This window comes from Stenotrophomonas sp. Y6 (genome assembly GCF_022436665.1).
Taxonomy (GTDB): Bacteria; Pseudomonadota; Gammaproteobacteria; order Xanthomonadales; family Xanthomonadaceae; genus Stenotrophomonas; species Stenotrophomonas acidaminiphila_A.
This window is the reverse complement of the sequence record NZ_JAKUKB010000009.1, coordinates 124,881-148,584: the sequence shown is the minus strand read 5'-3', so window position 1 is coordinate 148,584 and position 23,704 is coordinate 124,881. Positions and strand designations below refer to the sequence as shown.

Here is a 23,704-nt window from a genome sequence, read left to right as displayed (position 1 = left end):
CCTTTCTCATGGCTTCAGCAAGACCTTGCCCTTGCGCCCCGGTTGCAGGCTGGCGGCCGCGGCCTGGGCTGCATCGGCCAGGTCGTAGATCGCCTCGACCGGCAGCAACAGTTCACCGGCCAGCGTGCGCTGCAACAGTTCGCCCACCAGCCGGCGCTTGTCATCCGCCGACAAAGCCTGGCTGACCTTGCTGCCCCAGAAACCCTTGACCGTGGCCTGCTTGAAGATGAGTGAGCCCGAGTCGATCTGCATCGGCTCTCCTGCCATCGTGCCGAAGGAAACAAGCGTGCCGCCTTCGCCCAGCAGGCCCAGCAGCGCTGCACTGGCCGCGCCGCCGATGGAGTCGACGGCCGCGTGGGCCAGGGTGGAGCCAAGGAGCGCGCGGGCGCGTTCCTGCCACTCCGGCTGCGCAGTGGAAATGACGTTGCCGATGCCCAGGGCCGCCAGTTCGTCCACGCCCGCGTCGCGGCGCACCAGACTCAGCACCTGCACACCGCGTGCGGCGGCCAGCATGGCCAGCGTCTTGCCGACCGCGCCGTTGGCCGTGTTCTGCACGATCCACTGGCCCGGCTCGGCGTGCAGGAACTCCAGCAGCATCAACGCACTGAGCGGCATGGCGATGAGCTGCGCGGCGGTCTCGTCGGGCAGGGCCTGCGGCACCGGCACCAGCAGCCGCGCCGGGGCCAGGAAGTACTCGGCCCAGGTACCGTGTGCCGAGGCCACGGCAACACGCTGGCCGACGGTGGCGCCTTCGACACCCTCGCCCAGTGCATCGACGATGCCGACCGCCTCGCTGCCGCCGATGGCGGGAAGTTCCGGCTTGTAGCCGTAGCGGCCGCGGATCGTCCACAGGTCATGGTTGTGGATCGGCGCCAGCGAGGTCTTGATGCGGACTTCGCCCGCGCCAGGCTGCGGCACCTGACGGTCGCCGAGTTCGAGGACGTCGGCAGGCTCGCCAAATGTGGTGTGGATGGCACTGCGCATGATGCTGTTCTCCTGCTCAGGCCACGGAAACATGCAGGCGCACGTCGATATTGCCGCGCGTGGCATTTGAATACGGACACACCTGATGCGTGGCCTCCACCAGCTTGCGCGCAGCGGCCTCGTCCAGGCCCTGGACTTCCACATGCAAGTCCACGTCCAGTGCATAGCCGCCGGTGGCCGTCTGGCCGATGCCGACCTCCACCGAGGTGCGCGTCCCGGTCGGCGCCAGGCCCAGTTGCTTGGCGGCCACGGGCAAGGCGTTGTCGAAGCAGGCGGCGTAGCCCATGGCGAAAAGCTGCTCGGGGTTGGCGCCGGTCTTGCCGGAACCGGGCGTGGCCAGGTCGAGCGCCAGGCTGCCGTCGTCCAGCGCGGTGCGGCCGGAACGGCCGCCCGTGGCGGTGGCGCGGGTCTTGTAGAAGATCTTCATGGCTGGCTCCTGTTGGATGAGAGAGGCAAAGGATGAAAGCGGAACGTCACGCAACGCCGGCGAGCGCGGCCTGCGCCTGCGCCAGCGCGTCGGCATACGGTGCGCGCAAGCGCAGGTTGGACGCGCCATCGGCGCTTTGCACCACCACGGCCTTGGCGTAGCTGAAGCGACGGAAGCCGTGGATGCCGTGGTAGGCGCCCATGCCGGACGGGCGCACGCCGCCGAAAGGCACGCTTTCGACCACGGCATGCGTCATCACGTCGTTGATGACCGCGGCGCCGGAGGTGGTGCGGTCGAGAAACGCCTGCTGCCTGGCTGGATCGTTTCCGAAGTAATAGGCCGCCAGCGGACGCGGATGCGCGTTGTCTGCATTCATGACGCTTCTACGTCCCGCGCCAGCAGGGACAACAGCGCCTGGGCCACGCCCTCGGAACTGCCTGGGTTCTGCCCGGTGACCAGGCGGCCATCGGTGACGACGTGCGCCTGCCAGTCCGGGCCCTTCTGGTAGTGGCCGCCCAAGCGGATGAATTCGTCTTCGATCAGGAATGGCACGACGGCGCTCAGACCCACGGCCGCTTCCTCGCTGTTGGTGAAGCCGGTGACACGGCGTCCCGCGACGAGCGGCTGGCCGTTCGCTGCACGCACCTTCACCAGCGCGCCCGGCGCGTGGCAGACCAGGCCCAGCGGTTTGCCGGCGCGCTCGAAGGCTTCGAGCAAGGCGATGGAGGCGGGATCGTTGGCCAAATCCCACAACGGGCCGTGGCCGCCGGGGTAGAACACCGCATCGAAATCCGCGGCGTCCACCTGCGCAAGCGGTACGGTGGCAGCCAGGGCCGCTTGCGCCTGGACGTCCTGGCGAAAGCGTTCGGTCGCGGCCGTTTGCGCATCGGGTTCGTCGCTCTTGGGATCCAGCGGCGGCTGGCCGCCTGCGGGCGAAGCCAGCGTGATGGCGGCGCCGGCGTCCTTGAACACGTAGTAGGGGGCGGCGAACTCCTCCAGCCAGAAACCGGTCTTGTGGCCGGTATCGCCCAGGCGGTCGTGGGAAGTGAGTACGAACAGGATTTTCATAAAAAGCTCCAGGCGTTATCGGGAAAGTGCTTGGTCGGCCGCGATGTGCCGTGCCGTGCCGCAGGCCAGCAACTGCCCCGTGGCGTCGCGCGCCTGCGTCAAAGGCGTCTTGTCCTGGCTCAACTTCGCCAGCAGCGCCGCGCCCAGCCACATCTGGTAAAGCACCCGGGCCAATGCCGGCGATGGTGAGCCAGCAGGCAAGGAGCCGTCCGCGCGGGCTTCGTCGATCAGTGCCGCGATCCTTGCCAGAAGCCGTTGCACACCGGCATCGAGTACCCGGCGCATGTCTTCGGAAAGGTCGGCCACTTCCGCCGCCAGCTTCACCACCAGGCATTCGTCGGCCCATCCCTGTGCCGGATCGGCGGGATCTGCGATCCAGGCATCCCAATACCGCATCAGGCGCTCGTTGCCGTTGCCGGGCACCGAAAGCAGGCCATCGAGCTTGCGCGCGTAGCCATCGACGTACTGTTGCAGCAGCTCGCACCCGAAGGCTTCCTTCGACGGGAAGTAGTGATAGAACGAGCCCTTGGGCACGCCGCAGGCCTTGAGGATTTCGAGCAGCCCCAACGCGGAAAACCCTTTGTGCAGCACGAGCCGGTGCCCCGTATCGAGGATGTGCTGGCGTGTCGCTTCGGCTTTCTTGGTCAGGTGCATGCTGGGCATTATGCATTAAAATAGACCGGTCGTCTACATCTCGGATTCAATCAACACGAAGACAGCCATAGCGCCTATCGGTCCCGCAGCCCTCGCGGAGTAAACCGGCTTTGGCCGGCGCGTCGGACCGCCTCGATCAGCGCCGTGCTGGCCGGGCTGTCCTTGCCGGCGAAAGCGTAGAAGCGCGCCGTCGCCAATTCCGACAAGGCCAATGCAAAGCTTGAGCACGACAAGGCGCTGTCCAACGCAGTGATGTCGCTGATGGCCGACCACATCGAGCTATTCAAGCAGTTCAGCGACAATCCCGGCTTCAAGACTTGGCTTACAGATGCCAGCTTCAGGGCGACCTATCACCCACCAGCAGGTCCGTAGGTCAACCTGCTGACTTCGCGTGGTTGGTTTACGGGATCGCCCCCCCCCGGCGCATGCCCACGCACGCAGACGCAGACTGCGGCAGCCTCGACGCCAGACACCCCAACGGAGGTGTCGCCGCGCCAGAGGTCGGTTGACACAGCGGTGATCCAGCACTAAACCCAGCCAACATGCCCGTCGGACAGGGGTAATAAGCCTGTCTGCTTGAGCACGTGGTTGTAGTAACTGTTGAGCCGCGGTAGTTGCTACTTCCCGGCGCAGGTGGTCTCACTAGCGAGTTGATACAAGTAGTCCGCCCACGCCTGCATCATTTTTTTCCGCTCCGCCAAGTGCGCGGTGCGGTTATAGGCCCGCCCAAGCGGATCCCGGACTGCATGGGCAAGCTGGTGCTCGATGAAGTCCGGTCGGAACCCAAGCACCTCGTCCAGCACGGTACGAGCCATTGCGCGGAAGCCGTGCCCAGTCATCACGCTCCCGTCGTAGCCCATTGTCCGTAGGGCCACGTTGATTGTGTTCTCGCTCATAGGCCTGGACGCGCCGCGGACACTTGGAAAGACGTACTCGCTCCGCTGTGTCAGAGGGTGGAGCTCCCGGAGGATCGCAATTGCTTGGGTTGCCAAGGGGACGATATGGGGCGTCTTGGTCTTCGAGGCCGTATAACGCCACTCAGCGCCCTCCAGGTCGATGTCAGCCCATCGGGCGCTTCGCAGCTCACCTGGGCGAACGAAGAAGAGCGGAGCGAGCTTGAGGGCGGCTGTGGTGACTGGCGAGCCCTGGTAGGCATCGATGGCCCTAAGCAGCTCCCCGATCTTTGCGGGCTCCGTCAGTGCGGCAAGATGGGTTGTCTTCGGTTGCTCCAGAGCGCCCGTCAGGTCGGCCGCGGGGTTCCGCTCAGCGCGGCCGGTGGCGATGGCGTAGCGGAACACCTGGCCCGCGTGCGCTCGGGCGCGGTGGGCGGTCTCTATCACTCCGCGACGCTCAAGCTTTCGCAACGCATCCAGAAGCAGCGGCGCAGTCACTTCTGTGATCGGCAAGTCTCGGATGCCGGCCATGTCCTTCTCGATCAGTCGGCGCTCGCGCTTTACAGACTGAGGGCTCAACCCCTCCTTGGCGCGCTTCTCCAGCAACTCCAAGCCAACGGCGCCGAAGGTGGTCGCAGCCTGCCCGGCCTTTGTGATGCGCTCTACGCGAGCCACGTGCGCAGGATTCGCGCCAGATCGGACCAGGGCCCGAAGTCGGTCTCGCTCTGCACGAGCGTCGGCCAGCCCCATGGTTGGGTATTCGCCAAGGGTGATCATGCTCGCCTGGCCGGCGTGCCGGTAGCGGTACCGCCAGACTTTGGCGCTACTCGGGCGTACCTCGAGGCATAGGCCCTGAGCATCAGCGACGCGATACGCGCGCTCACGCGGCTTCTGGGCTCGGATCTTGGTGTCAGTGAGCATGTGAGTCAGCGATGTGTGAGTCAGCCGATGGAGGGGGGCTGATTGACTCACAGCGTGACTCACTTCCTGGGCGGATTCAACTGGACGACCATGGACAGCGGTGAGCGATAAGCCAAGTAAAATGCTTGCTCTGAAGTGGTCGAGTGGACTGCTCTGGACGTCAATGGATGGCTATTTGGTGGGCCCACCAGGATTCGAACCTGGAACCAAAGGATTATGAGTCCTCTGCTCTAACCGTTGAGCTATAGGCCCGCTGCCGGTGCGCAAGTGTAGTGGAGGCCGCGGCAGGCGGCCACCGCCGGGTCCGCCGGCATGCGCGGCTCAGTGCGTGGACTGCGAGTACGGGCGGGCATCGGGCCGGGTGCCCCACTCGCGGTTGGGCTCGGCCTGCAGGGTGAAGCGCAGCTCGCCGCCGGCCATGATCTCGTCGTGGCGCAGGAACGCGCGGTCCAGCGGCTTGCCATCGAGGGTGACGCGGCCGACGTAGGGATGGGCCTCGCCCAGGCCTTCGGCCACGATGGTGAAATGCTTGCCGTTGGGCAGGTTCAGGCGCGCACGCGGCAGGAACGGGCGGCCGATGATGTACTCGTTGCTGCCCGGCGTGACCGGGTAGAAGCCCAGCGCGGTGAACACATACCACGCCGACATCTGCCCGAGGTCGTCGTTGCCGGCCAGGCCATCCGGGCGCGGCGCGTACTGGGTGTCCATGATCCGCTTCAACCGGGCCTGGGTGCGCCACGGCTGGCCGGCGTAGGCGTAGAGGTAGGCGACGTGGTGGCTGGGCTCGTTGCCGTGCGCGTACCAGCCGATCAGGCCGGTGATGTCCTCCATGTGCTCGAACACCGCCGGGTCCACCTTCGCATCGAACACCGCGTCGAGCCGTTGCAGCAGCCTGTCCGCGCCGCCATGCGCGGCGGCCAGCCCGGCCACGTCCTGCGGCACGTACCACGAGTACTGCCAGGCGTTGCCTTCGGTGTAGTCGCTGCCGTAGCCGCTGGCGGCCGGGTCGAAGGGTTCGCGGAAGCGGCCGTCGCGCCTGCGCGCGCGCATGAAGCCGGTGGACGGATCGAAGGCGTGTTTCCAGTTGCCGGCGCGCTTGGCGAATTCCGCGGCGATATCGTCCCGCCCCATGGCCTTGGCCATGCGCGCGATGCTCCAGTCGTCGTAGGCGTATTCCAGGGTCTTGCTCGCCGCCTCGCCTTCTTCGTCGATCGGCACCCAGCCCAGTTCGCGGTACTGGGCGATGCCGTCATAGGGCCCGTAGTTGGCACTGGCGACCATCGCCTGCAGCGCCTCGTCGGCGTCGAAGCCACGGATGCCCTTCAGGTAGGCATCGGCGATCACCGGCACCGCGTGGTAGCCGATCATGCACCACGTCTCCAGGCCGTGGAACGACCACACCGGCAGGATCCCGTAGGGGCTTTCGCGGCGCGCGGCCAACAGCGAGTTGACCATGTCGCTGCTGCGCTGCGGCGGCTGCAGCAGGGTCATCAGCGGGTGCAGCGCGCGATAGGTGTCCCACAGCGAGAAGGTCGAATAGTTTGTCCAGCCCTGCGCCTGGTGCACGGCGTTGTCGGGGCCGCGGTAGCGGCCATCGCTGTCCATGAACAGGGTCGGCCCGAGCATGCTGTGGTACAGCGCGGTGTAGAACGCGGTGCGCTGCGCCGGCGCTGCGTCCACTTCCACCGCCGCCAGCGCCTGCGCCCACTGCGCGCGGGCGGCGGCGCGCATGCCGTCGAAGTCCCAGCCGCGCGCTTCGGCGTCGAGGTTGGCGATGGCGTTGTCCTCGCTGACCGGCGAGATCGACACCTTGACCAGCAGCGGCTCGCGTCCACCCGGGCCGAAATCGAAGCTGCCCACCAGCTGCCGGCCCTCGATCTGCGCACGCGCGCCCGGGTCCTTCTCCGCCGGCGGCGGGAAGCCGCGGTAGACCACATCACTTTCGGTGTCGTGGAAGGCGTGGCCGCGCAGCGGCCGCGAAAAGCGCATGGCGAAGTACAGCTGCCGTCCCGGCGCCCAGCCGCGGGTCTGGCGGTAACCGGTCACGGTGCCGTCCGCGCGCAACCGCAGGCGCGACCACAGGATCTTGCCCGGGTAGTCGTACATGCTGGTGCGCAGGTCGACCAGCACATGCGCCGGCCGGTCCGCGGGGAACGCATAGCGGTGCATGCCCACGCGCGCGCTGGCGGTGAGCTCGGCGCGCACCCCGGAGTCGTCCAGGGTGACGGCGTAGTAGCCCGGCTCGGCGCGCTCGCTGCGGTGGTCGAAGCGCGAGGTGTAGCCGCTGCCCGGCCGGGTGACGTCGCCGCGCTCGTATTTCACTTCGCCGCTGAGTGGCATCAGCAGCACGTCGCCCAGGTCGGAGTGGCCGGTACCGGAGAAGTGCGTGTGCGAGAAGCCGACGATGGTGGTGTCGTCGTGCCGGTAGCCGGCCGCCCAGCCGTAGCCGTCCCTGCGCGACCGGATCTGGGTGTCGGGGCTGAGCTGGACCATGCCGTGCGGCACCGTCGCGCCCGGGTAGGTGTGGCCTTCGCCGCCGGTGCCGATGAACGGGTCCACCGCCGCCACCGCGTGCTCGCCGGCACGCTCGCCCGCCACCGCCGTGCCCGCCAACAGCACCAGCGCGATCATCCACTTCGCCTGCCCGACTGCCATTGCCCGCTCCTTGGATCGATCCAATCTCTATCGAAGATAACATCCGTCGCCATCGGGGTATTGGCGCGGCGCCACAAAACGAAAAGGCCCCGCGATGCGGGGCCTTCTCTTCGGTACCGCGGCGGGGCCGCAGGCCGGTCAGTCGATATCGAGGAAGCTGCGCAGCTGCTCGGAACGGCTGGGGTGGCGCAGCTTGCGCAGCGCCTTGGCCTCGATCTGGCGGATGCGCTCGCGGGTGACGTCGAACTGCTTGCCGACCTCTTCCAGGGTGTGGTCGGTGTTCATGTCGATGCCGAAGCGCATGCGCAGCACCTTGGCTTCCCTCGGGGTGAGGCCGGCCAGCACGTCGCGCACGGTCTCGGACAGGTTGATGTTGGTGGTGTTATCGATCGGGGACTCCACGTTGGTGTCCTCGATGAAGTCGCCCAGATGCGAATCCTCGTCGTCGCCGATCGGGGTTTCCATCGAGATCGGCTCCTTGGCGATCTTCATCACCTTGCGGATCTTGTCTTCCGGCATGTCCATTTCCTTGGCCAGCTCCTCCGGCGTGGCCTCGCGGCCGTACTGCTGGAGCATCTGGCGGGAAATGCGGTTGAGCTTGTTGATCGTCTCGATCATGTGCACCGGGATGCGGATGGTGCGCGCCTGGTCGGCGATCGAGCGGGTGATCGCCTGGCGGATCCACCAGGTGGCATAGGTCGAGAACTTGTAGCCGCGGCGGTATTCGAACTTGTCCACCGCCTTCATCAGGCCGATGTTGCCTTCCTGGATCAGGTCCAGGAACTGCAGGCCGCGGTTGGTGTACTTCTTGGCGATGGAGATCACCAGGCGCAGGTTGGCCTCGACCATTTCCTTCTTGGCCTTGCGCGCCTTGGCTTCGCCATAGGCCATGACCCGGCTGATCTCCTTCAGCTCGTCCAGGCTCAGGTGCGACTCCTTCTCCACGTCGAGCGTGGCCTGCTGCTCGGCGATGATCTGGTCCTTGACGTCGCGCAGCGCCGAGGACCACTTCTGCTTGCGCTTGATCGCGTCCTCGACCCATTCCAGGTTGGTCTGGTTGCCTTCCCAGGAACGGATGAAGTCCTTGCGCGGCATGCGCGCGGTGACCGTGGCCAGGTGCAGCACGCGGCGCTCCTGGGCCTTGATCCGGCCCATGGTGTCGCGCAGCAGGCGCACCAGCACGTCGGTCAGCGGCAGCGGCAGCTTCAGGGTCACGAAGGTCGCCGACAGCTCCTCGCGCAGCTTGGCCTGCGCCTTGAGGTCGCCCTTGGCATGGGCCTTCTTGAACTTGGCCATGTCGCTGGCCAGCTGCTCCATGCGGTTGGCCACTTCCACCGGATCCGGACCGGTCGGGCCGGCATCCTCGTCGCCGCCGACATCGTCCTCGTCCTCGTCGGCCTCGGCATCGCTGTCGTCGGACGCGTCGTCGCTGTCGGTGGCGGCCGGCGCCGGCTCTTCCTCGACCAGGTCGTTGAAGCCGACGATGATCTCGGCCAGGCGCTTCTTGCCTTCCTTGTGCAGCTCGTAATCGGCCAGCACCGACTCGACCGCCGGCGGGAAGGTGCCCAGTGCCGCCTGCACCTGGCCCAGGCCTTCCTCGATGCGCTTGGCGATGGCGATCTCGCCTTCGCGGGTCAGCAGCTCGACCGTGCCCATCTCGCGCATGTACATGCGCACCGGGTCGGTGGTGCGGCCACCTTCGGTGTCGAGCGCGGTCAGCGCTGCAGCGGCTTCCTCGGCGGCGGTATCATCCACCTCGCGGTTGCCGGTGTTGCCATCGCTGAGGATCAGCGTGTCGGCATCGGGCGCCACTTCATGGACGTCGATGCCCATGCCGGTGATCAGGCCGATGATGTCTTCGATCTGCTCCGGGTCGACCATGTCGTCCGGCAGGTGGTCGTTGACTTCGGCGTAGGTCAGGTAGCCCTGTTCCAGGCCCTTGCTGATCAGTTGTTTGATATCGGATTGCTGGGCAGGACGTTCGTTGGCCATGTAGTGCTCGCGCCACCGGCAGGGAAAGATAGAGAACCTACTATTATACCAGCGCAGCATAACGCTTGCCGGGCGGTGGTTTCACGGCGCGTCAGTGTCTGAGCAGGAAGGTCACCGGTCCATCGTTGACCAGGCTGACCACCATATGGGCCCCGAAGCGCCCGGTTTCCACCCCGCCGGCGTGTTTTTCACGGCAGATCGCCACCAATCGATTGAATAGCCGTTCAGCCTCGGCCGGCGCCGCGGCAGTGCTGAAGCCCGGGCGCATGCCCGAACGGGTGTCGGCGGCCAGGGTGAACTGGCTGACCAGCAGCAGGCCGCCCCCGGTATCGCGCAGCGAGCGGTTCATCCTGCCAGCATCGTCGGCGAAAACCCGGTATCCGAGCAGGCGCTCGGCCATCCGCGCCAGCGCCGCCTCGTCGTCGCCCGGCTCGACGCCGACCAGCACCAGCAACCCCGGGCCGATCTGCCCGACGACCTGGTCCCCGACGCTGACCGACGCCTGGGTGACGCGCTGGAGGAGGGAAAGCATGGCGGCTCCTGGAAAAGGGGAGCGCGCACCATATACCGCACCGGGCGGCGCGGCGACGGCCCTGCAGCCGCCCGGCGGCGCCGCTGCCGGGTCCGCCGCCGCGGCGGGCTAAACTTGCACGGATGAAACCGGAACGCGCCGCCAAGCTCTACCACCGCCTCGCCGCCGGGCTGACCGCCCTGCCCTGGTCCTGGCAGCGGACCCTGGCCGATGCCCTGGCCTGGCTGTGGCGCCGGCTGGACGCCCGCGAGAGCCGGGTGACGCGGCGCAACCTGGAACTGGCCTACCCGGCGCTGTCGGCGCCGCAGCGCGCGCGCCTGCACCGCGACATCCTCAGGACCACCGCCCGCCAGGCGCTGGAGACCCTGTATCTGTGGACCCACGACCCGGCCCGCAATCTGGCCACCCACCTGCGCGAGCGCCACGGCCAGGCGCTGTACGACGCCGCGCTGGCCGCCGGCAGGGGCGTGATCGTGGTGGCCCCGCACTACGGCAACTGGGAACTGCTGAACCAGTGGCTGGCCTCGCGCGGGCCGATCGCCATCGTGTACGCGCCCCCGGACAACCTGGTCGGCGACGCCTTCCTGCAGCGGGTCCGCGGTGGCGACAACATCCGCCAGGTGCGGGCCGAGGGCCCCGCGGTGCGGCAGCTGTTCAAGGTACTCAAGGACGGTGGCGCGGTCGGCATCCTGCCCGACCAGCAGCCGAAGAACGGCGACGGCGTGTTCGTGCCGTTCTTCGGGGTGCAGGCGCTGACCATGACCCTGGTCAACCGCCTGGCCGAGCGTACCGGCGCCACCGTGCTCTACGCCTGGTGCGAGCGGATCGGCCCGGACATCAAGTTCGCCCTGCACGTGGAACCGGCACCGGCGTCGATCGCCGACCCCGACCTGCAGGTCGCCACCAGCGCGTTGAGCGCGGGCATCGAGCGCATCGCCCGGCGCGACCCGGCGCAGTACCAGTGGACCTACAAGCGCTACACGCTGCGCCCCCCTGGCAGCGGCGAGAGCGACCCGTACGCCACCGAGCGCCACCCGCACTGATGCGCCCGCTACATGCCCCTGCAACACTGCGTCACCCCGGTGATCGATTGAATCCACGGGTGCCGACCCCATTAGGTTGCCGATGAACGCCACCTCCTCCCTCCCCGCTGCCGCCCTCCCCTGCTTTGGCGAGACCGCGGCGATCCGCTGCGAGCGCGCCGCCGCCGAACTGCGCGCAGGGCGACCGGTGGTGATCACCGAGGGTGACCGCCGCCTCGCCACGATGGCGCTGGACAGCGCCTCGCCGGCCGGCTTCGCCGCGTTCGCGCATGCCGCGGACGACCGCCATTACCTGTTCCTGACCACGCCGCGCGCGCGCACGCTGGGCATCGACAGCGCCCACGGCATCCGCATCGCGCTGGCCGGGCAAGGCTTCGAGGCCCTGGCGGCGCTGGCCTACCTGCGCGACACACCCTCGCCGGACGGCCTCCCCAGCGAGGGCGACGCCCTGGATGCGGCGGCCGTGGAAGTGGCGCGCCTGGGCCTGCTGCTGCCGGCGCTGGTATCGACCACCCTGCATGCCGGCGACACGGCGTTCGACGGTTGCCTGCACCTGGCGCTGGACGACCTGCGCTGCGGCGCCGCCCAGGCCGGCCAGGACTACGAGCTGGTGACCCGCTCGCCGGTGCCGCTGCGCGATGTCGGCATGACCGAGTTCGCGGTGTTCCGCGGCGGGGTGGCGCAGCGCGACCAGGTCGCGGTGATCGTCGGCAGCCCCGACCTGCAGGGCGTGGTGCCGGTGCGCGTGCATTCCTCGTGCCTGACCGGCGACCTGTTCGGTTCGCTCAAGTGCGACTGCGGCGACCAGCTGCGGCGCGCCCTGCGCACGCTGAAGGAACTGGGCGGCGGCATCCTGCTGTACCTGGACCAGGAAGGCCGTGGCACCGGCATCGCCGCCAAGATGCGCGCGTATGGCTACCAGCACGAGGGGCTGGACACCATCGACGCCGACGCGCAGCTGGGCTTCGGCGCGGACGAGCGCCGCTACGGCAGCGCCATCGCCATGCTGCGCGGGCTGGGCGTGCAGCGCATCCAGCTGCTGACCAACAACCCCACCAAGGTGCAGCACCTGCGCAATGCCGGCATCGAGGTGCTGGGCAGCATCCCGGTGACCGGCGAGATCACCGCCGAGAACGAGCAGTACCTGCGCACCAAGGCCGCGCGCGCCGGCCACCACCTGGACGTCGACGCGCTGATCATGTCGGCGCAGTAGGCACGGCCGCGGCACCCGGATGACGGACCTCCCGGGGTGCCTGTATGGTCGCGCCATGATCGAACCTCCCGAGCTCCCCACCCCGCCTTCCACCACCGCCGACTGGCAACCGCTGCCGGCGCGCGGCGCGCCGTTCGCCGCGATCGGCGCGGGGCTGGCATCGATGCTGGTGCTGCTGCTGGCCAGCGGCGTGCTGTCGCTGGTGCTGCGCAACCCCTGGTGGCTGCCGAGCGTGCTGGCCGCCGCCGTTGCCGGCCTGCTGGGCGGTGCCTGGATCGGCTGGCGCCGGCATCGCCGCACGTTCTGGCGGCTGGATCCGCAGGCGCTGGGCGTGCGCCGCGGCCACCTGTGGCAGAGCGAGAGCCATGTACCGGTGTCGCGCGTGCAGCACCTGGACCTGCGCCGCGGCCCGCTGCAGCGCGCCGCCAACCTGGCGACGCTGGTCGTGCATACCGCGGGCACGCGAATGAACACCGTCGCCATCGCCGGGCTGGCGCAGGAGGACGCCGAGCACCTGCGCGACCGGCTGGCCCGCCAACTCGACCACGACGACGCGCTGTGAGCATGTCCGACAGCGCGGACGACGCACCGGACCAGCGCCTGCACCCCTGGTCGTGGCTGTTCGAACTGCAGCAGCACCTGCAGCAGTTCCTGCTGCCGCTGGTGGCCCTGCTGTTCTTCGGCAGCCGCCGCCAGGACGGCGAATGGCCGTTCCACCTGGTCACCCTCGCGGTACTGCTGGCCATGACCGGCAGCGCGCTGCTGCAGTACCTGACCTACCGCTACCGGATCGGCAGCGATGCGCTGACCGTGCGCAGTGGCATCCTCGAGCGCACCCGCCGCGAAATCCCGTTCGCGCGCATCCACAACGTGGTGGTCCACCAGAACCTGCTGCACCGCCTGTTCGGCGTGGCCGAGCTGCGCCTGGAGTCGGCCGCCGGCGACAAGCCCGAGGCGCAGATGCGGGTGCTGCGGCTGGCGCAGGCGCTGGAGCTGGAACGCCTCATCCGCCAGCGCGGCGAAAGCGCGCCGGCGGCCGCGGACAGCGGGCCCGCCGCTCCGGCCCCGCTGCTCGAACTGCCGCTGCCGGAACTGGTGCGGCTGGGACTGATCTCCAACCGCGCCCTGGTGGTGGCCGCGGCCGCCTGCGGCGCCATCTGGCAGATGTTCCCGCGCGATGTCGCGGAGGAGTTCGTCCGCGACCAGGGCCGGCAGGCGATCGGCTATGCCAGCCAGCTGCAGCTGGGCGCGGTGCCGCTGGCCGGCACCGTCGCGCTGGTTCTGGTGGCCGGGCTGCTGCTGATGGCGCTGATGTCCATCGCCCTGGCGATCGTGCAGTACCACGGCTTCCGCCTCAGCGAGGCCGAGCGCCGGCTGACCGTCGAACGCGGCCTGCTCAGCCGCTCGCGCAGCAGCGTCGCGCAGCGCCGGATCCAGGCCTGGACCCTGCGCGAAGGCATGCTGCATCGCCTGTTCCGGCGTCGCCAGCTGCGCGTGGACATCGCCAGCGGCGGTGGCCAGGAGCAGCAGGGCCGGGCGCTGAAGGAGCTGGTACCGGTGGCCGCGCCCGCGGCGTGCGACGCATTGCTGCAGCACCTGTTGCCCGCGGTGCAGTGGCCGCCGGCACGATGGCAGGCGGTGTCGATGCGTGGCTGGTGGCGCCTGTGTCTGCCGGCGCTGATGACCGTTGCCGCGGTGACCGCGCTGGGCTGCCGCCAGTTCGGTGCCTGGGGCCTGCTGCCGCTGCTGTGGCTGCCCTGGTCCGCGCTGCATGCGCACCGCCAGGTCGCGCGCATGGGCTACAGCATCGACTCGCGCCGGGTCGCGATACGCGGTGGCTGGTGGAGCCGCTGGTGGCGGGTGGCCGAGCTGGACAAGCTGCAGGCGCTGCGCCTGGACCGCTCGCCGCTGGACCACTGCTTCGGCACCGCCACCCTCACCCTGGATACCGCCGGCGCCTCCGGCTCGCCGCCGCTGCGGCTGCACTTCCTGGAAGCAGCGCGCGCACGCGAACTGATGGAGCAGCTGGGGCAGGAGATGGCGCGGCGCCGGCTGCGCTGGTAAGGGCGCGGCGGAACCCGGCGCGCTACGACCGCGACGGCCCCCAGTAGCCCAGCTCGCGACGGATCTGCAGGCCGCGCCACAGCGCGCCCAGTGGCTTGCGCCCGGGCGTGCCGAGGCGGCCGGCGATGAAGTCCTCGGTGGCGGCGATCACCCGCTCCGCCGAGCGCCCGTCACGATACGGATGGATCGAATCGGCATAGCGGACGATCTCGGCCAGCAAGGCCGGCTCCGGCGACAGTGCGCGCGCCAGCATGTCCGGCAGTTGCCGCGGATCGTCGAAGTCGAGCATGTGCGGCTGCGGCACGCGGTTGCGGAAGGTCACCACCGGCTTGTGCTGGACGACGAACTCCGAAACGATCGACGACGTATCCGAAACCAGCACGTCGGCGGCGCGCTGCGCGGCCATGACCTGTTCGGGCTCGATGAAACGGGCATTGTCGCCGGCCAGCGCGCGGTAACGCTCGAACAGTTCCGGCGCGCACTTGGGGTGCAGGGTCAGCAGCCAGTAGCGCCCGCCCGCGGCGATGTCGGCGGCGATGCTGTCGTACAGGTGCGGGGCGGCACTGAGGCGCTCGGTGAAGGTGGAGCCGAACAGCACCACCGCGCGGTCGCCGGCCGCTGCGCGCAGGGCGGCGGCCTGCCCGCCATCATCGCGGAACAGCGGGTCGAGTTTCGGCCAGCCGGTTTCCTGCACCACGAAGTGGCGCTCGCGCGTGGCCAGTTCCTGGAACGGCCGCGTCGTCGCCGGTCCCTGCGTGCAGTACAGGTCGAACAGGCCGCGCACGCGGAAATGGCCGCGGGCATCCTCGCGTTTCTGCACGTTGAAACCATGGAACAGCTGCACCTTGGCCCCGGCCACGAACGGCGGCACCCAGTTGGCCGCGCTGAGCACCGCGCGCGGCCGCATCGCCAGCGCCTGCTGCAGCCCGATCGACGGCACTCCGTCCAGGGTCGCCCCGGCGGCACCGCCCTCGAACCAGGCCGCGACCGCATGGCCGCCCGCGTGCAACGCCTGCGCCAGAGGCGCGAGAATAGGCAGCGCATAGCGCTCCGTCGCAAACAGCAGGTATCCGGCCATCACCATGTCCTCTTCGACCGCTCCCACCGAACGGCCTCGCATCACGGCCTGCATTATCGCGTTCAACGAAGCCGCACGCATCGGCGACTGCCTGGCCTCGCTGGCCTTCTGCGACGAGATCGTGGTGGTGGATTCGTACTCCAGCGACGCCACCGTGGCCATCGCCGAAGCGGCGGGCGCACGGGTGCTGCAGCGCGCGTTCGACGGATTCCGCAGCCAGAAGGCGTACTGCGTGGAGCAGGCCCGCCACGACTGGGTGCTGTGCCTGGACGCCGACGAGCGGGTAAGCCCCGAACTGCGGCACGCCATCGAGCAGGCGCGCGACACCGGATTCGACGGCGCGGCCGGCTACCGGTTCGCCCGCCTGTCCGAATACTTCGGCCGGTTCCTGCGCCATGGCAACGCTTACCCCGACCGCGTGCTGCGCCTGTTCGACCGCCGCCGCGGCGGCTGGCGCGGCGCGCGCGAGATCCACGAGGCGGCCACTGTCGATGGCCCGGTGCGCACGCTGCGCGGCGACCTGGTCCACTACCCCTACCGCTCATTCGAGCAGCAGCTGGCCAAGACCCAGCGCTACGCACGGATGATGGCCGAGCACGAGTTCGCCCGCGGCAAGCGCGCCACCCTGGGCAAGCTGGTGCTGGCGCCGGCGTGGCGCTTCTGGCGCGGCTGGCTGCTGCGCGGCGGCTTCCGCGACGGCTGGCACGGCCTGGTGTACGCCTACGTGCGCGCCAACTACGTGCGGCAGAAGACCATCATGCTGTGGCTGCTGCAGAACGGCCGGAACGTGGCCGATCCGCCGCGCGATCAGCCCTGAACGGGCTGCCGGCGCCCACTCTGGCGCTGCCCGGCCTGGCGCTGCCCGTCCTGCGGGCGGTAGCGCGCGGAGGCCGTCACCAGCGACAGGCCGGCCAGTACCCCCACCAGGGTGGCGTAGGTACTCACGGTTATCTGGTGGGCGAACATCGACTGGGTGACCCCACACAGGAGGTAGGCGACCACCAGCATCACCCCGGCCGCGGCGGGGCCACGGAACCCACCGATGCCGCTGTGGCGGTGCAGGTGGATGAAGATCCACAGCGGCAGGCCATAGATGCACAGCAGCAACAGCAGGCCCGGGATGCCCTGGGTGGCGCCCCATTCGGCGACGTCGTTGTGCGCGTGCCCCAGATGACAGCGCGCCTCCACCGCCTGCGGCAGGCGGCACTCCGGCAGGCGCTGCATGGCGGTATCGAACCTGCCGATGCCCACGCCCGTCCACGGGTGCTCGCGGAACGTGTCCCATGCCACCTGCAGCCGCTCCAGGCGTGCGCCGGCCGACGAATCCACATCCCCGGCCTCGATGCGCTGCACGTCGCTGTGCAGCTCGCTCAGGCGGGTCAGCTCGCGCAGCTGCGGGACCGCCAGCACCAGGGCTGCCGCGACCAGCAGCAGCCCGCCCAGCCAGGCCAGGCGCAGGCGCCCGCTGCCACGGCGGATCGACAGCGCCATCGCCACCAGCAGCGCAAGCAGCGCCGGCCATACCCCCCGGCTGCCACTGAGCAGAATCACCGTGCCGCCGGCCGCCATGCCCAGCGCGATCCAGCCCCAGCGCCCGGGCGGGCGGCAGAACACCAGTACGATCATCAGCACCAGGGTGACGTCGGCCAGCACGATGGCGTTGGTCCATGCCTCGGCTCGCGCCCAGCCATGGGTCACCTGGTAAACGGCGATGGCCAGGGTCGCGAACAGGCCGAACAGCGCCCCCCACCACAACATTTCCTGGCGGGGACGCAAGGCGTACACCCAGAGCAGTACCCAGGGCATGGCCAGGAAGCGGGTACGGTAGCCCTCGTCCCTGAACATCCCCACCGAATGCAACGACGACACCAGTGCGGAGACCAGCGCCGCCAGGGCCAGGGCCAGCAGCAGGCCGCCGACGACACCGGTGCGCACGCGCCACAGCCGGGAGAACCCCCACGCGCTGGTCGCCAGCAGCACCATGGCGAACGGCAGCACATTGACCGGCGTACTCACCAGCGCCGCCGGCAGCAGGAACAGCCCTGCCGAAGCCAGCATGCCCAATGCGTCCGGCCGCTCGAGCGCAGCGGTTTCGGTATACGTCAGATTGCGTGCCATCCCTGTCACTCTGGGGCCGAGGCCATGAATCATTCCCTACCAGAAACGCTGCCGAACCCTTCCACGGCCCCTGAATCCGTGCATGCGACCCGCGACTTTGGTAACCGGTGGACGATATCACGCCTGTATCATTCGCCTTAACAGGCCGCCCTTCCGGTGATATCTCCCCCCATGAAACGCATCCTGGTCACCGGCGGTGCCGGCTTCCTCGGTTCGCACCTGTGCGACCGGCTGGTCGGCAACGGCCACGACGTGCTCTGCGTCGACAATTTCTTCACCGGCAACAAGCGCAACGTCGCGCACCTGCTGGGCAACCCCGGCTTCGAGCTGATGCGCCACGACGTGACGTTCCCGCTCTACGTCGAGGTCGACCGCATCTTCAACCTCGCCTGCCCGGCCTCGCCGGTTCACTACCAGCACGACCCGGTGCAGACCACCAAGACCAGCGTGCACGGGGCGATCAACATGCTGGGCCTGGCCAAGCGCCTGGACGCACGCATCCTGCAGGCGTCCACCAGCGAGGTCTACGGCGACCCGGAAGTACACCCGCAGCAGGAAGGCTATTGGGGCCGGGTCAATCCGATCGGCATGCGCAGCTGCTACGACGAGGGCAAGCGCTGCGCCGAGACGCTGTTCTTCGACTACTTCCGCCAGCACGGGCTGGACATCAAGGTGGTGCGCATCTTCAACACCTACGGCCCGCGCATGCATCCCAGCGACGGCCGGGTGGTCAGCAACTTCATCGTGCAGGCGCTCAGGGGCGAGGACATCACCATCTACGGCGACGGCAGCCAGACCCGCAGCTTCTGCTACGTGGACGACCTGATCGAGGCCATGCTGCGCATGATGGAAAGCGAGCGCGGCTTCACCGGGCCGGTCAACATCGGCAACCCCGGTGAGTTCACCATGCTGGAACTGGCCGAAAAGGTGATCTCGCTGGTCGGCGGCCGCTCCAGGCTGGTGTTCCAGCCGCTGCCGGAGGACGACCCCAGGCAGCGCCAGCCGGACATCGCCCGGGCCCGGTCCAGCCTGGACTGGGAACCGAAAGTGGCGCTGGACGACGGCCTCAGGGAGACCATCGCCTACTTCCGCCAGGTGCTGGCGGCATGAGCACCGCGGCCACCACATTCTCGGTCGTCATCACCAGCTACAACTACCTCCCGTTCGTGGTGGAGGCGGTGGAGAGCGCGCTTGCGCAGACGCGGCCGGCCGCGCAGGTCATCGTCGTCGACGATGGTTCCAGCGACGGCTCGCCGGCGCTGCTGCAGCAGCGCTACGGCGCCGATCCGCGGGTGACCCTGCTGTTCGGCGAGAACGAGGGGCAGCTGGCCGCGTTCCAGCGCGGCGTGGCCGCCGCCAGCGCCGACGTGGTCTGCTTCCTGGACGCCGACGACCGCTGGAAACCGCGGTACCTGGAGCAGATCGGCGCGGTCTACGACGCGCGGCGCGACGTCGACTTCGTGTTCAGCGACCTGCAGACCTTCGGCATCGACAACCAGGACATCCTGTACGAGGACAGCAAGAGCCCGATCGACCTGGGCTACACCGCGATCAGCACCTACTTCTTCGTCACCTGGTACGGCGCCCCGACCTCGGCGCTCTCGCTGCGCCGGCGCTGGGCGGACACCGTGCTGGACCTGCCACCCAGCTTCCGCAAACAGTGGAAGCTGTGCGCCGATGCCTGCCTGGTCCACGGCGCCAGCATCCTCGGCGCGCGCAAGTACTACCTGCCCACCGGCTGCGTCGAATACCGGACCCACGGCAGCAACGGCTGGTGGGCGACCCGCCAGCAGCCGGCATCGCTGCACCTCAACGGCCTGCGCAACTACGGGATCGTCCGCCACTACGCCTGGCGCAGCGGGCTGGACGACAACTGCTGCGTGCTGAGCAAAACCGAGTACCGCACCAAGCCCGCACCGACGCGCAAGGAACGCAAACGCTACGCGTCGCTGGCGCTGCGCGGCGATGCGCCGTGGTGGAAGCGCTACGAGCGCGCGGCCAGCATCCTGCTCGGCCACAGGCGCGGCCGCTGACGGCCGGCCGCCGGCAGGACAGCGCGCGGCGCGGCCGGGGTCAGGACACCGCGCGGGGGCGGACGCGCCCGGGCAGGTTGTGCAGGAACCAGCGCACGTCGAGCTTCAGGCGGTAACCCTCCCGGGCCAGCCAGCGCCACGGCCCGACCGGTTCCTTCGCCCCGGTGCGGGCCTGGATGATCGACTCGAAGCTCTCGTCGCTGCTGACCAGCCCCGGCTTCAGGCCGAGGCATTCCACGCCGTGCAGCCAGGCCAGGTCCATGTAGTCGTCGACCGCGACGATCCACTCGTCCGCATGCTCCAGGAACCGCGCCGCCGCCGCCGGGGCCAGGTAGTAGCCGAAGGTGCACAGCGGGCTGCGCCAGTAGCGGTGGAGAACGAAACCGCCGACGCGGCACCAGGGCTCGCTGGCCCGGTCGGCGGCATGCAGGCGGAAGTACCCGACATCCTGCGGCAGCTGATCCAGGTCGGCCAGCAGCGCGGGCAGGCGCGGGTCGATCGCGATGTCGTCTTCCAGCACCAGCATCGGCTGCCCGCTTTCCACGCAGCGTTGCCAGAGCAGGTAGTGGCTGGCCCAGCAGCCGATCTCCCCGGGGCGGAACGGCCTGCCCTTGCGCAGCAGCCGCTTCTTTTCGGCGACATGCGCGAACAGGGGATGCGGCTGGCGCCCGTTCACCGCCTCGAAAAAGTGGAACCGCAGCCCCAGCGCGGTCGCCTGGCGCTGCATCGATGCCCGCCGGTCGGCCGATGCGGGCAGGTTGATGACGTATATCGGCAGTTCGCTGGAGGGCCGAGACATGGGAGGCACTTCTGGATTCGGGGAAACGGACTGCGGCGCAGCAGGCAACGCCCGCCGGCCTGCGCGTGCGGACCAGGCAACCCGCGCCCCAGCGTCACGCAACTCTGGTTGCCTGGCTGGGCGGGGTTTCACAGGGCCCGCACACTTCTTCACAAGCATTGCACGGCGACTGGAAAGCGAATGTAAATGCGCGTTCCGTGATGATGAACACATTCACCAAGCCCGGGGCTGGCCCGGCTAGCCGCGCTTCAGCAGCCGCGCATGGAAGAAGCCATCGCCATCCTGTTCACCGGGCAGGCGCTGCCGCGTCCCGGCATCGCCATGGCCAAACGCCTCCGGCAGCACGTCGATGCGCGCATCGGCCGTCCGCTCCAGGAAGGACGCGATCTGCTGCTGGTTCTCGCGACGCAGGATCGAGCAGGTGGCGTACACCAACACGCCGCCGGGCGCCACCACCGGCCACAGCGCATCGAGCAGCCGCGCCTGCTGGGCGACCAGCGCGTCGATGTCGGCGGGGCGCCGGTGCAGCAGCACGTCGGGCTGGCGACGGACCACGCCGGTGGCCGAACACGGGGCATCCAGCAGCACCGCATCGAACGGCTCGCCGTCCCACCATGCGCCGCAATCGGCCGCGTCCGCCGCCCGCACCTGCGCCGACGCACCGACCCCGGTACGGTTGAAGGTCTCGCGGATGCGCTGCAGGCGCCGCGCATCCACGTCCAGCGCCAGCAGCCGCAGGCCGGGATCACGTTCCAGCAGGTGCGCCGCCTTGCCGCCCGGGGCGGCGCAGGCATCGAGCACCCGCGCAGCGGGCGCCGGCGCCAGTGCGTCGGCCACCTGCTGCGCCGACAGGTCCTGTACCGACACCGCGCCCTCGCCGAAGCCGGGCAGGCTGGCGACCGGCACCGCGACCGGCAGGCGGATCGCGTCGGCGGCCAGGGCCGAACCCTCGGCCTCGATGCCCGCCTCGTGCAGCAGCGAGAGATAGGCGTCGCGCGCATGGCGCTGGCGGTTGACCCGCAGCCACAGCGGCGCCGGCTGCAGGCTCGCGGCGAACACCGCCTCGGCCTGCGCCGGCCAGTCGCGGCGCACGTGCTCCTGCAGCCAGGCCGGCCACGCATCCCCGGCGCGGGCGTCCGCAAAACCTTCGCGCTGGGCCCGGCGCAGCACCGCGTTGACCAGCCCGGCCTGGCGCTCGCGCCCCAGCGCGCGTGCCGCATCGACCGTGGCCGACAGCGCCGCATGGGCTGGCAGCTGCAGCGCATCGAGCTGGGCGAAGCCGGCCAGCAGCAGCCCCTTCAGGTCGGCGTCGCGCGCCCCCAGCGGTTTCTGCAGCCATTGCCGCAACGCCTGCTCGTAGACCGCGTGGCGACGCAGCGCGGCGAAACAGATCGCCTCCAGCAGGGCGCGGTCACGACCGTCGTCCAGCTGCGGCAGCACGGTCGCCAGCTCGGCCTTCAACGAACGGCCGCGGCCGGCCACCGCCGCCAGCACCTTGGCCGCCAGCACGCGCGTCTGCACGCCCGGTTGTTGCGCGACGCCGCCCTTCCACGGCCCGGATGCCGAAACCACCATCCGCTCAGCCCTCCACCGGCAGGTCGCGGCGGGCATTGAGGTAGTCGGCGGCGGTGATCGCCTTTCCGCCCTCGCGCTGCACCACGCGCAGGCGCAGGGCACCCTGGCCGCAGGCGATGTCGATGCCCTCGCGGGAGGCGCCGATCACCGTGCCTGGCGCCTTGCCGCGGTTGTCGTCGATGGCCACCGCGCCGTGGATGCGCACGCGCTCGCCAGCCAGCATGGCCTCGGCCACCGGCCACGGGTTGAAGGCGCGCACCCGCCGCGCCAGCGCCGCGGCGTCTTGGCTCCAGTCCAGCCGCGCCTCGGCCTTGTCGAGCTTGTGCGCATAGGTGACCCCGGCCTCGGGCTGCGGCTGCGCTACCGGCTTGAGGCCCGCGCGCAGCAGCCCCAGGCCATCGGACAGCACCCGCGCGCCCATCTCGGCCAGGCGGTCGTGCAGCAGGCCGCCGGTATCGGTGTCGGCGATGGCGGTGTGCTGGCGCAACAGCACCGGCCCGGTATCCAGCCCGGCTTCCATCTGCATCAGGCAGACCCCGGTCTCGCTGTCGCCGGCCTCGATCGCCCGCTGGATCGGCGCCGCGCCACGCCAGCGCGGCAGCAGCGAGGCGTGCACGTTCCAGCAACCATGGGTGGGGATGGCGAGCACCGCCCTGGGCAGGATCAGGCCGTAGGCGACCACGACCATCAGGTCCGGCTGCAGGTCGCGCAGTTGCTGCTGGGCCTCGGGGGTCTTCAGGCTCTCCGGCTGGAACACCGGAATGCCGCGGGCGATGGCATCGAGCTTGACCGGCGACGGCATCAGCCCACGGCCGCGGCCGGCCGGGCGATCGGGCTGGGTGTAGACCGCGACCACCTCGTGGTGGCGCGCTGCCGCGCCGAGCGAGGCGACGGCGAACTCCGGCGTACCGGCAAAAACGATTCTCATGGCAATCCAACTCCCGGAAAGAACGACGGCGCCGGGGTCGGCGCCGTGCGCTGCGCTGGTGCGCCCCCGGCCAGGCCGGGGGCGCGGCTCAGGCGACGTGCTTGCGCTGTTTGGCCAGCTTCTTGCGCACCATCTCGCGCTTGAGCGGCGAGAGGTAATCGATGAACAGCTTGCCATCCAGGTGGTCCATCTCGTGCTGGATGCAGGTGGCCAGCAGGCCATCGGCCGCCAGTTCCTGCGCCTTGCCCTCGCGGTCGAGGAAACGCACCACGATGCTGTCGGCACGGGTCACGTCGGCGTAGATGCCGGGCACCGACAGGCAGCCTTCCTGGTAGACCCGGCCGCCTTCGCTGGCGCTGGCGATCTGCGGGTTGATGAACACCTGCGGCGCGTCGTGCTCCTCGCTGACGTCGATCACCATGAAACGCTTGTGCACGTCCACCTGGCTGGCGGCCAGGCCGATGCCGGGGGCGTCGTACATGGTCTGGAACATGTCGTCGAGCAGCTGCTGGAACGCCGGGGTGGTCACTTCGGCGGGGTCGACCGGGACCGCCTTGGTGCGCAGCCGCGGGTCGGGGAATTCGAGAATGGGCAGGAGGGCCATGGGGTGCACCGGAATGGGGATGCCGCACAATTCGGCAGGACGTCCCAATTCTAGCGCCTGCGCTTGCCCCGCGCCCCGGGTTCTGCACTATAGTGCGCGAACCTGTTGGGGAATCAGGCAGAT

General features: G+C 69.3%; 22 protein-coding genes and 1 tRNA gene. 7 read left to right on the top strand and 16 right to left on the bottom strand.

What is annotated here, in order from left to right; genetic code table 11:
- Positions 1–6 precede the first annotated feature (6 nt).
- From MKP15_RS12230 to dtd, 10 genes are all read right to left on the bottom strand, one after another.
- Complete coding sequence (locus MKP15_RS12230; protein WP_033474915.1) at positions 7–984, bottom strand: zinc-binding dehydrogenase; 978 nt, start codon at positions 982–984, stop codon at positions 7–9.
- A 16-nt stretch (positions 985–1,000) separates the two neighbouring features.
- Positions 1,001–1,411: an organic hydroperoxide resistance protein gene (locus MKP15_RS12225; protein ID WP_033474864.1), complete on the bottom strand. Its 411-nt coding sequence runs from the start codon at positions 1,409–1,411 to the stop codon at positions 1,001–1,003.
- A gap of 46 nt (positions 1,412–1,457) precedes the next feature.
- Positions 1,458–1,787: an aldehyde dehydrogenase family protein gene (locus MKP15_RS12220; protein WP_033474865.1), complete on the bottom strand. Its 330-nt coding sequence runs from the start codon at positions 1,785–1,787 to the stop codon at positions 1,458–1,460.
- Positions 1,784–2,479 (bottom strand): type 1 glutamine amidotransferase domain-containing protein, encoded by a 696-nt coding sequence (locus tag MKP15_RS12215; RefSeq protein ID WP_033474866.1) that lies wholly within the window; start codon positions 2,477–2,479, stop codon positions 1,784–1,786. Before MKP15_RS12215 ends, MKP15_RS12220 begins: the two co-directional genes overlap by 4 nt.
- Positions 2,480–2,494: 15 nt before the next feature.
- Positions 2,495–3,133, bottom strand: a complete 639-nt coding sequence (locus MKP15_RS12210; protein ID WP_081044035.1) for a TetR/AcrR family transcriptional regulator — start codon at positions 3,131–3,133, stop codon at positions 2,495–2,497.
- Positions 3,134–3,750: 617 nt separating this feature from the next.
- Positions 3,751–4,947 carry an integrase arm-type DNA-binding domain-containing protein gene (locus MKP15_RS12205; RefSeq protein WP_054661656.1) on the bottom strand — a complete coding sequence of 399 codons (1,197 nt, stop codon included), beginning with the start codon at positions 4,945–4,947 and terminating at the stop codon, positions 3,751–3,753.
- A 176-nt stretch (positions 4,948–5,123) separates the two neighbouring features.
- Positions 5,124–5,199, bottom strand: a tRNA-Ile gene (locus tag MKP15_RS12200).
- Positions 5,200–5,268: 69 nt separating this feature from the next.
- Positions 5,269–7,578: a GH92 family glycosyl hydrolase gene (locus MKP15_RS12195; protein ID WP_240212969.1), complete on the bottom strand. Its 2,310-nt coding sequence runs from the start codon at positions 7,576–7,578 to the stop codon at positions 5,269–5,271.
- Positions 7,579–7,740: 162 nt separating this feature from the next.
- Entirely contained in the window at positions 7,741–9,594 is a 1,854-nt protein-coding gene (rpoD, locus tag MKP15_RS12190; protein ID WP_104937856.1) for an RNA polymerase sigma factor RpoD, read from the bottom strand.
- Between the two features lie 91 nt (positions 9,595–9,685).
- Positions 9,686–10,126: a D-aminoacyl-tRNA deacylase gene (dtd, locus tag MKP15_RS12185; RefSeq protein WP_240212875.1), complete on the bottom strand. Its 441-nt coding sequence runs from the start codon at positions 10,124–10,126 to the stop codon at positions 9,686–9,688.
- Between the two features lie 122 nt (positions 10,127–10,248).
- On the opposite strand from dtd, the gene MKP15_RS12180 reads away from it, so the two are divergent.
- From MKP15_RS12180 to MKP15_RS12165, 4 genes are all read left to right on the top strand, one after another.
- Complete coding sequence (locus MKP15_RS12180; protein WP_240212874.1) at positions 10,249–11,169, top strand: lauroyl acyltransferase; 921 nt, start codon at positions 10,249–10,251, stop codon at positions 11,167–11,169.
- Between the two features lie 82 nt (positions 11,170–11,251).
- Positions 11,252–12,382 carry a GTP cyclohydrolase II RibA gene (gene ribA, locus MKP15_RS12175; protein ID WP_240212873.1) on the top strand — a complete coding sequence of 377 codons (1,131 nt, stop codon included), beginning with the start codon at positions 11,252–11,254 and terminating at the stop codon, positions 12,380–12,382.
- A gap of 55 nt (positions 12,383–12,437) precedes the next feature.
- On the top strand, positions 12,438–12,944 hold the full coding sequence (locus tag MKP15_RS12170; RefSeq protein ID WP_240212872.1) for a PH domain-containing protein: 507 nt from the start codon (positions 12,438–12,440) through the stop codon (positions 12,942–12,944).
- Between the two features lie 2 nt (positions 12,945–12,946).
- Entirely contained in the window at positions 12,947–14,446 is a 1,500-nt protein-coding gene (locus MKP15_RS12165) for a PH domain-containing protein (protein ID WP_240212871.1), read from the top strand.
- A gap of 22 nt (positions 14,447–14,468) precedes the next feature.
- Here MKP15_RS12165 and MKP15_RS12160 read toward each other — a convergent pair whose 3' ends face one another.
- Positions 14,469–15,527 carry a CDP-glycerol glycerophosphotransferase family protein gene (locus MKP15_RS12160; RefSeq protein ID WP_240212968.1) on the bottom strand — a complete coding sequence of 353 codons (1,059 nt, stop codon included), beginning with the start codon at positions 15,525–15,527 and terminating at the stop codon, positions 14,469–14,471.
- 1 nt (position 15,528) lies between these two features.
- On the opposite strand from MKP15_RS12160, the gene MKP15_RS12155 reads away from it, so the two are divergent.
- The gene (locus MKP15_RS12155; protein WP_240212870.1) at positions 15,529–16,341 is read left to right on the top strand and encodes a glycosyltransferase family 2 protein; all 813 of its coding nucleotides are present in this window, start codon (positions 15,529–15,531) and stop codon (positions 16,339–16,341) included.
- Here the strand turns inward: MKP15_RS12155 and MKP15_RS12150 are convergent.
- Positions 16,332–17,642 carry an O-antigen ligase gene (locus tag MKP15_RS12150; RefSeq protein WP_240212869.1) on the bottom strand — a complete coding sequence of 437 codons (1,311 nt, stop codon included), beginning with the start codon at positions 17,640–17,642 and terminating at the stop codon, positions 16,332–16,334. The genes MKP15_RS12155 and MKP15_RS12150 overlap by 10 nt on opposite strands.
- A 171-nt stretch (positions 17,643–17,813) precedes the next feature.
- Between MKP15_RS12150 and MKP15_RS12145 the strand changes: the two genes are divergently transcribed.
- Together MKP15_RS12145 and MKP15_RS12140 are read left to right on the top strand one after the other, a co-directional pair.
- Positions 17,814–18,752 carry a UDP-glucuronic acid decarboxylase family protein gene (locus MKP15_RS12145; RefSeq protein WP_240212868.1) on the top strand — a complete coding sequence of 313 codons (939 nt, stop codon included), beginning with the start codon at positions 17,814–17,816 and terminating at the stop codon, positions 18,750–18,752.
- Complete coding sequence (locus MKP15_RS12140) at positions 18,749–19,675, top strand: glycosyltransferase family 2 protein (RefSeq protein WP_104937848.1); 927 nt, start codon at positions 18,749–18,751, stop codon at positions 19,673–19,675. The genes MKP15_RS12145 and MKP15_RS12140 overlap by 4 nt, the downstream gene beginning before the upstream one ends.
- A 40-nt stretch (positions 19,676–19,715) precedes the next feature.
- Here MKP15_RS12140 and MKP15_RS12135 read toward each other — a convergent pair whose 3' ends face one another.
- The 4 genes from MKP15_RS12135 to def all read right to left on the bottom strand — a co-directional run bounded on the left by MKP15_RS12135 (position 19,716) and on the right by def (position 23,581).
- Positions 19,716–20,474, bottom strand: coding sequence for a glycosyltransferase family 25 protein (locus MKP15_RS12135; RefSeq protein ID WP_240212867.1), 759 nt, complete (start codon positions 20,472–20,474; stop codon positions 19,716–19,718).
- Positions 20,475–20,711: 237 nt separating this feature from the next.
- Complete coding sequence (gene rsmB / locus MKP15_RS12130) at positions 20,712–22,049, bottom strand: 16S rRNA (cytosine(967)-C(5))-methyltransferase RsmB (protein ID WP_240212866.1); 1,338 nt, start codon at positions 22,047–22,049, stop codon at positions 20,712–20,714.
- Between the two features lie 4 nt (positions 22,050–22,053).
- Entirely contained in the window at positions 22,054–22,977 is a 924-nt protein-coding gene (fmt, locus tag MKP15_RS12125; protein WP_104937845.1) for a methionyl-tRNA formyltransferase, read from the bottom strand.
- Positions 22,978–23,065: 88 nt separating this feature from the next.
- Entirely contained in the window at positions 23,066–23,581 is a 516-nt protein-coding gene (gene def, locus MKP15_RS12120; protein WP_104937844.1) for a peptide deformylase, read from the bottom strand.
- Positions 23,582–23,704 lie beyond the last annotated feature (123 nt).

Excerpts from the sequence above, each read along its gene's own strand:
- MKP15_RS12230 (WP_033474915.1), bottom strand. The coding sequence starts at position 984 with ATGCGCAGTGCCATCCACACCACATTTGGCGAGCCTGCCGACGTCCTC.
- MKP15_RS12225 (WP_033474864.1), bottom strand. The coding sequence starts at position 1,411 with ATGAAGATCTTCTACAAGACCCGCGCCACCGCCACGGGCGGCCGTTCC.
- MKP15_RS12220 (WP_033474865.1), bottom strand. The coding sequence starts at position 1,787 with ATGAATGCAGACAACGCGCATCCGCGTCCGCTGGCGGCCTATTACTTC.
- MKP15_RS12215 (WP_033474866.1), bottom strand. The coding sequence starts at position 2,479 with ATGAAAATCCTGTTCGTACTCACTTCCCACGACCGCCTGGGCGATACC.
- MKP15_RS12210 (WP_081044035.1), bottom strand. The coding sequence starts at position 3,133 with ATGCACCTGACCAAGAAAGCCGAAGCGACACGCCAGCACATCCTCGAT.
- MKP15_RS12205 (WP_054661656.1), bottom strand. The coding sequence starts at position 4,947 with ATGCTCACTGACACCAAGATCCGAGCCCAGAAGCCGCGTGAGCGCGCG.
- MKP15_RS12195 (WP_240212969.1), bottom strand. The coding sequence starts at position 7,578 with ATGATCGCGCTGGTGCTGTTGGCGGGCACGGCGGTGGCGGGCGAGCGT.
- rpoD (WP_104937856.1), bottom strand. The coding sequence starts at position 9,594 with ATGGCCAACGAACGTCCTGCCCAGCAATCCGATATCAAACAACTGATC.
- dtd (WP_240212875.1), bottom strand. The coding sequence starts at position 10,126 with ATGCTTTCCCTCCTCCAGCGCGTCACCCAGGCGTCGGTCAGCGTCGGG.
- MKP15_RS12180 (WP_240212874.1), top strand. The coding sequence starts at position 10,249 with ATGAAACCGGAACGCGCCGCCAAGCTCTACCACCGCCTCGCCGCCGGG.
- ribA (WP_240212873.1), top strand. The coding sequence starts at position 11,252 with ATGAACGCCACCTCCTCCCTCCCCGCTGCCGCCCTCCCCTGCTTTGGC.
- MKP15_RS12170 (WP_240212872.1), top strand. The coding sequence starts at position 12,438 with ATGATCGAACCTCCCGAGCTCCCCACCCCGCCTTCCACCACCGCCGAC.
- MKP15_RS12165 (WP_240212871.1), top strand. The coding sequence starts at position 12,947 with ATGTCCGACAGCGCGGACGACGCACCGGACCAGCGCCTGCACCCCTGG.
- MKP15_RS12155 (WP_240212870.1), top strand. The coding sequence starts at position 15,529 with ATGTCCTCTTCGACCGCTCCCACCGAACGGCCTCGCATCACGGCCTGC.
- MKP15_RS12150 (WP_240212869.1), bottom strand. The coding sequence starts at position 17,642 with ATGGCACGCAATCTGACGTATACCGAAACCGCTGCGCTCGAGCGGCCG.
- MKP15_RS12145 (WP_240212868.1), top strand. The coding sequence starts at position 17,814 with ATGAAACGCATCCTGGTCACCGGCGGTGCCGGCTTCCTCGGTTCGCAC.
- MKP15_RS12140 (WP_104937848.1), top strand. The coding sequence starts at position 18,749 with ATGAGCACCGCGGCCACCACATTCTCGGTCGTCATCACCAGCTACAAC.
- MKP15_RS12135 (WP_240212867.1), bottom strand. The coding sequence starts at position 20,474 with ATGTCTCGGCCCTCCAGCGAACTGCCGATATACGTCATCAACCTGCCC.
- rsmB (WP_240212866.1), bottom strand. The coding sequence starts at position 22,049 with ATGGTGGTTTCGGCATCCGGGCCGTGGAAGGGCGGCGTCGCGCAACAA.
- fmt (WP_104937845.1), bottom strand. The coding sequence starts at position 22,977 with ATGAGAATCGTTTTTGCCGGTACGCCGGAGTTCGCCGTCGCCTCGCTC.
- def (WP_104937844.1), bottom strand. The coding sequence starts at position 23,581 with ATGGCCCTCCTGCCCATTCTCGAATTCCCCGACCCGCGGCTGCGCACC.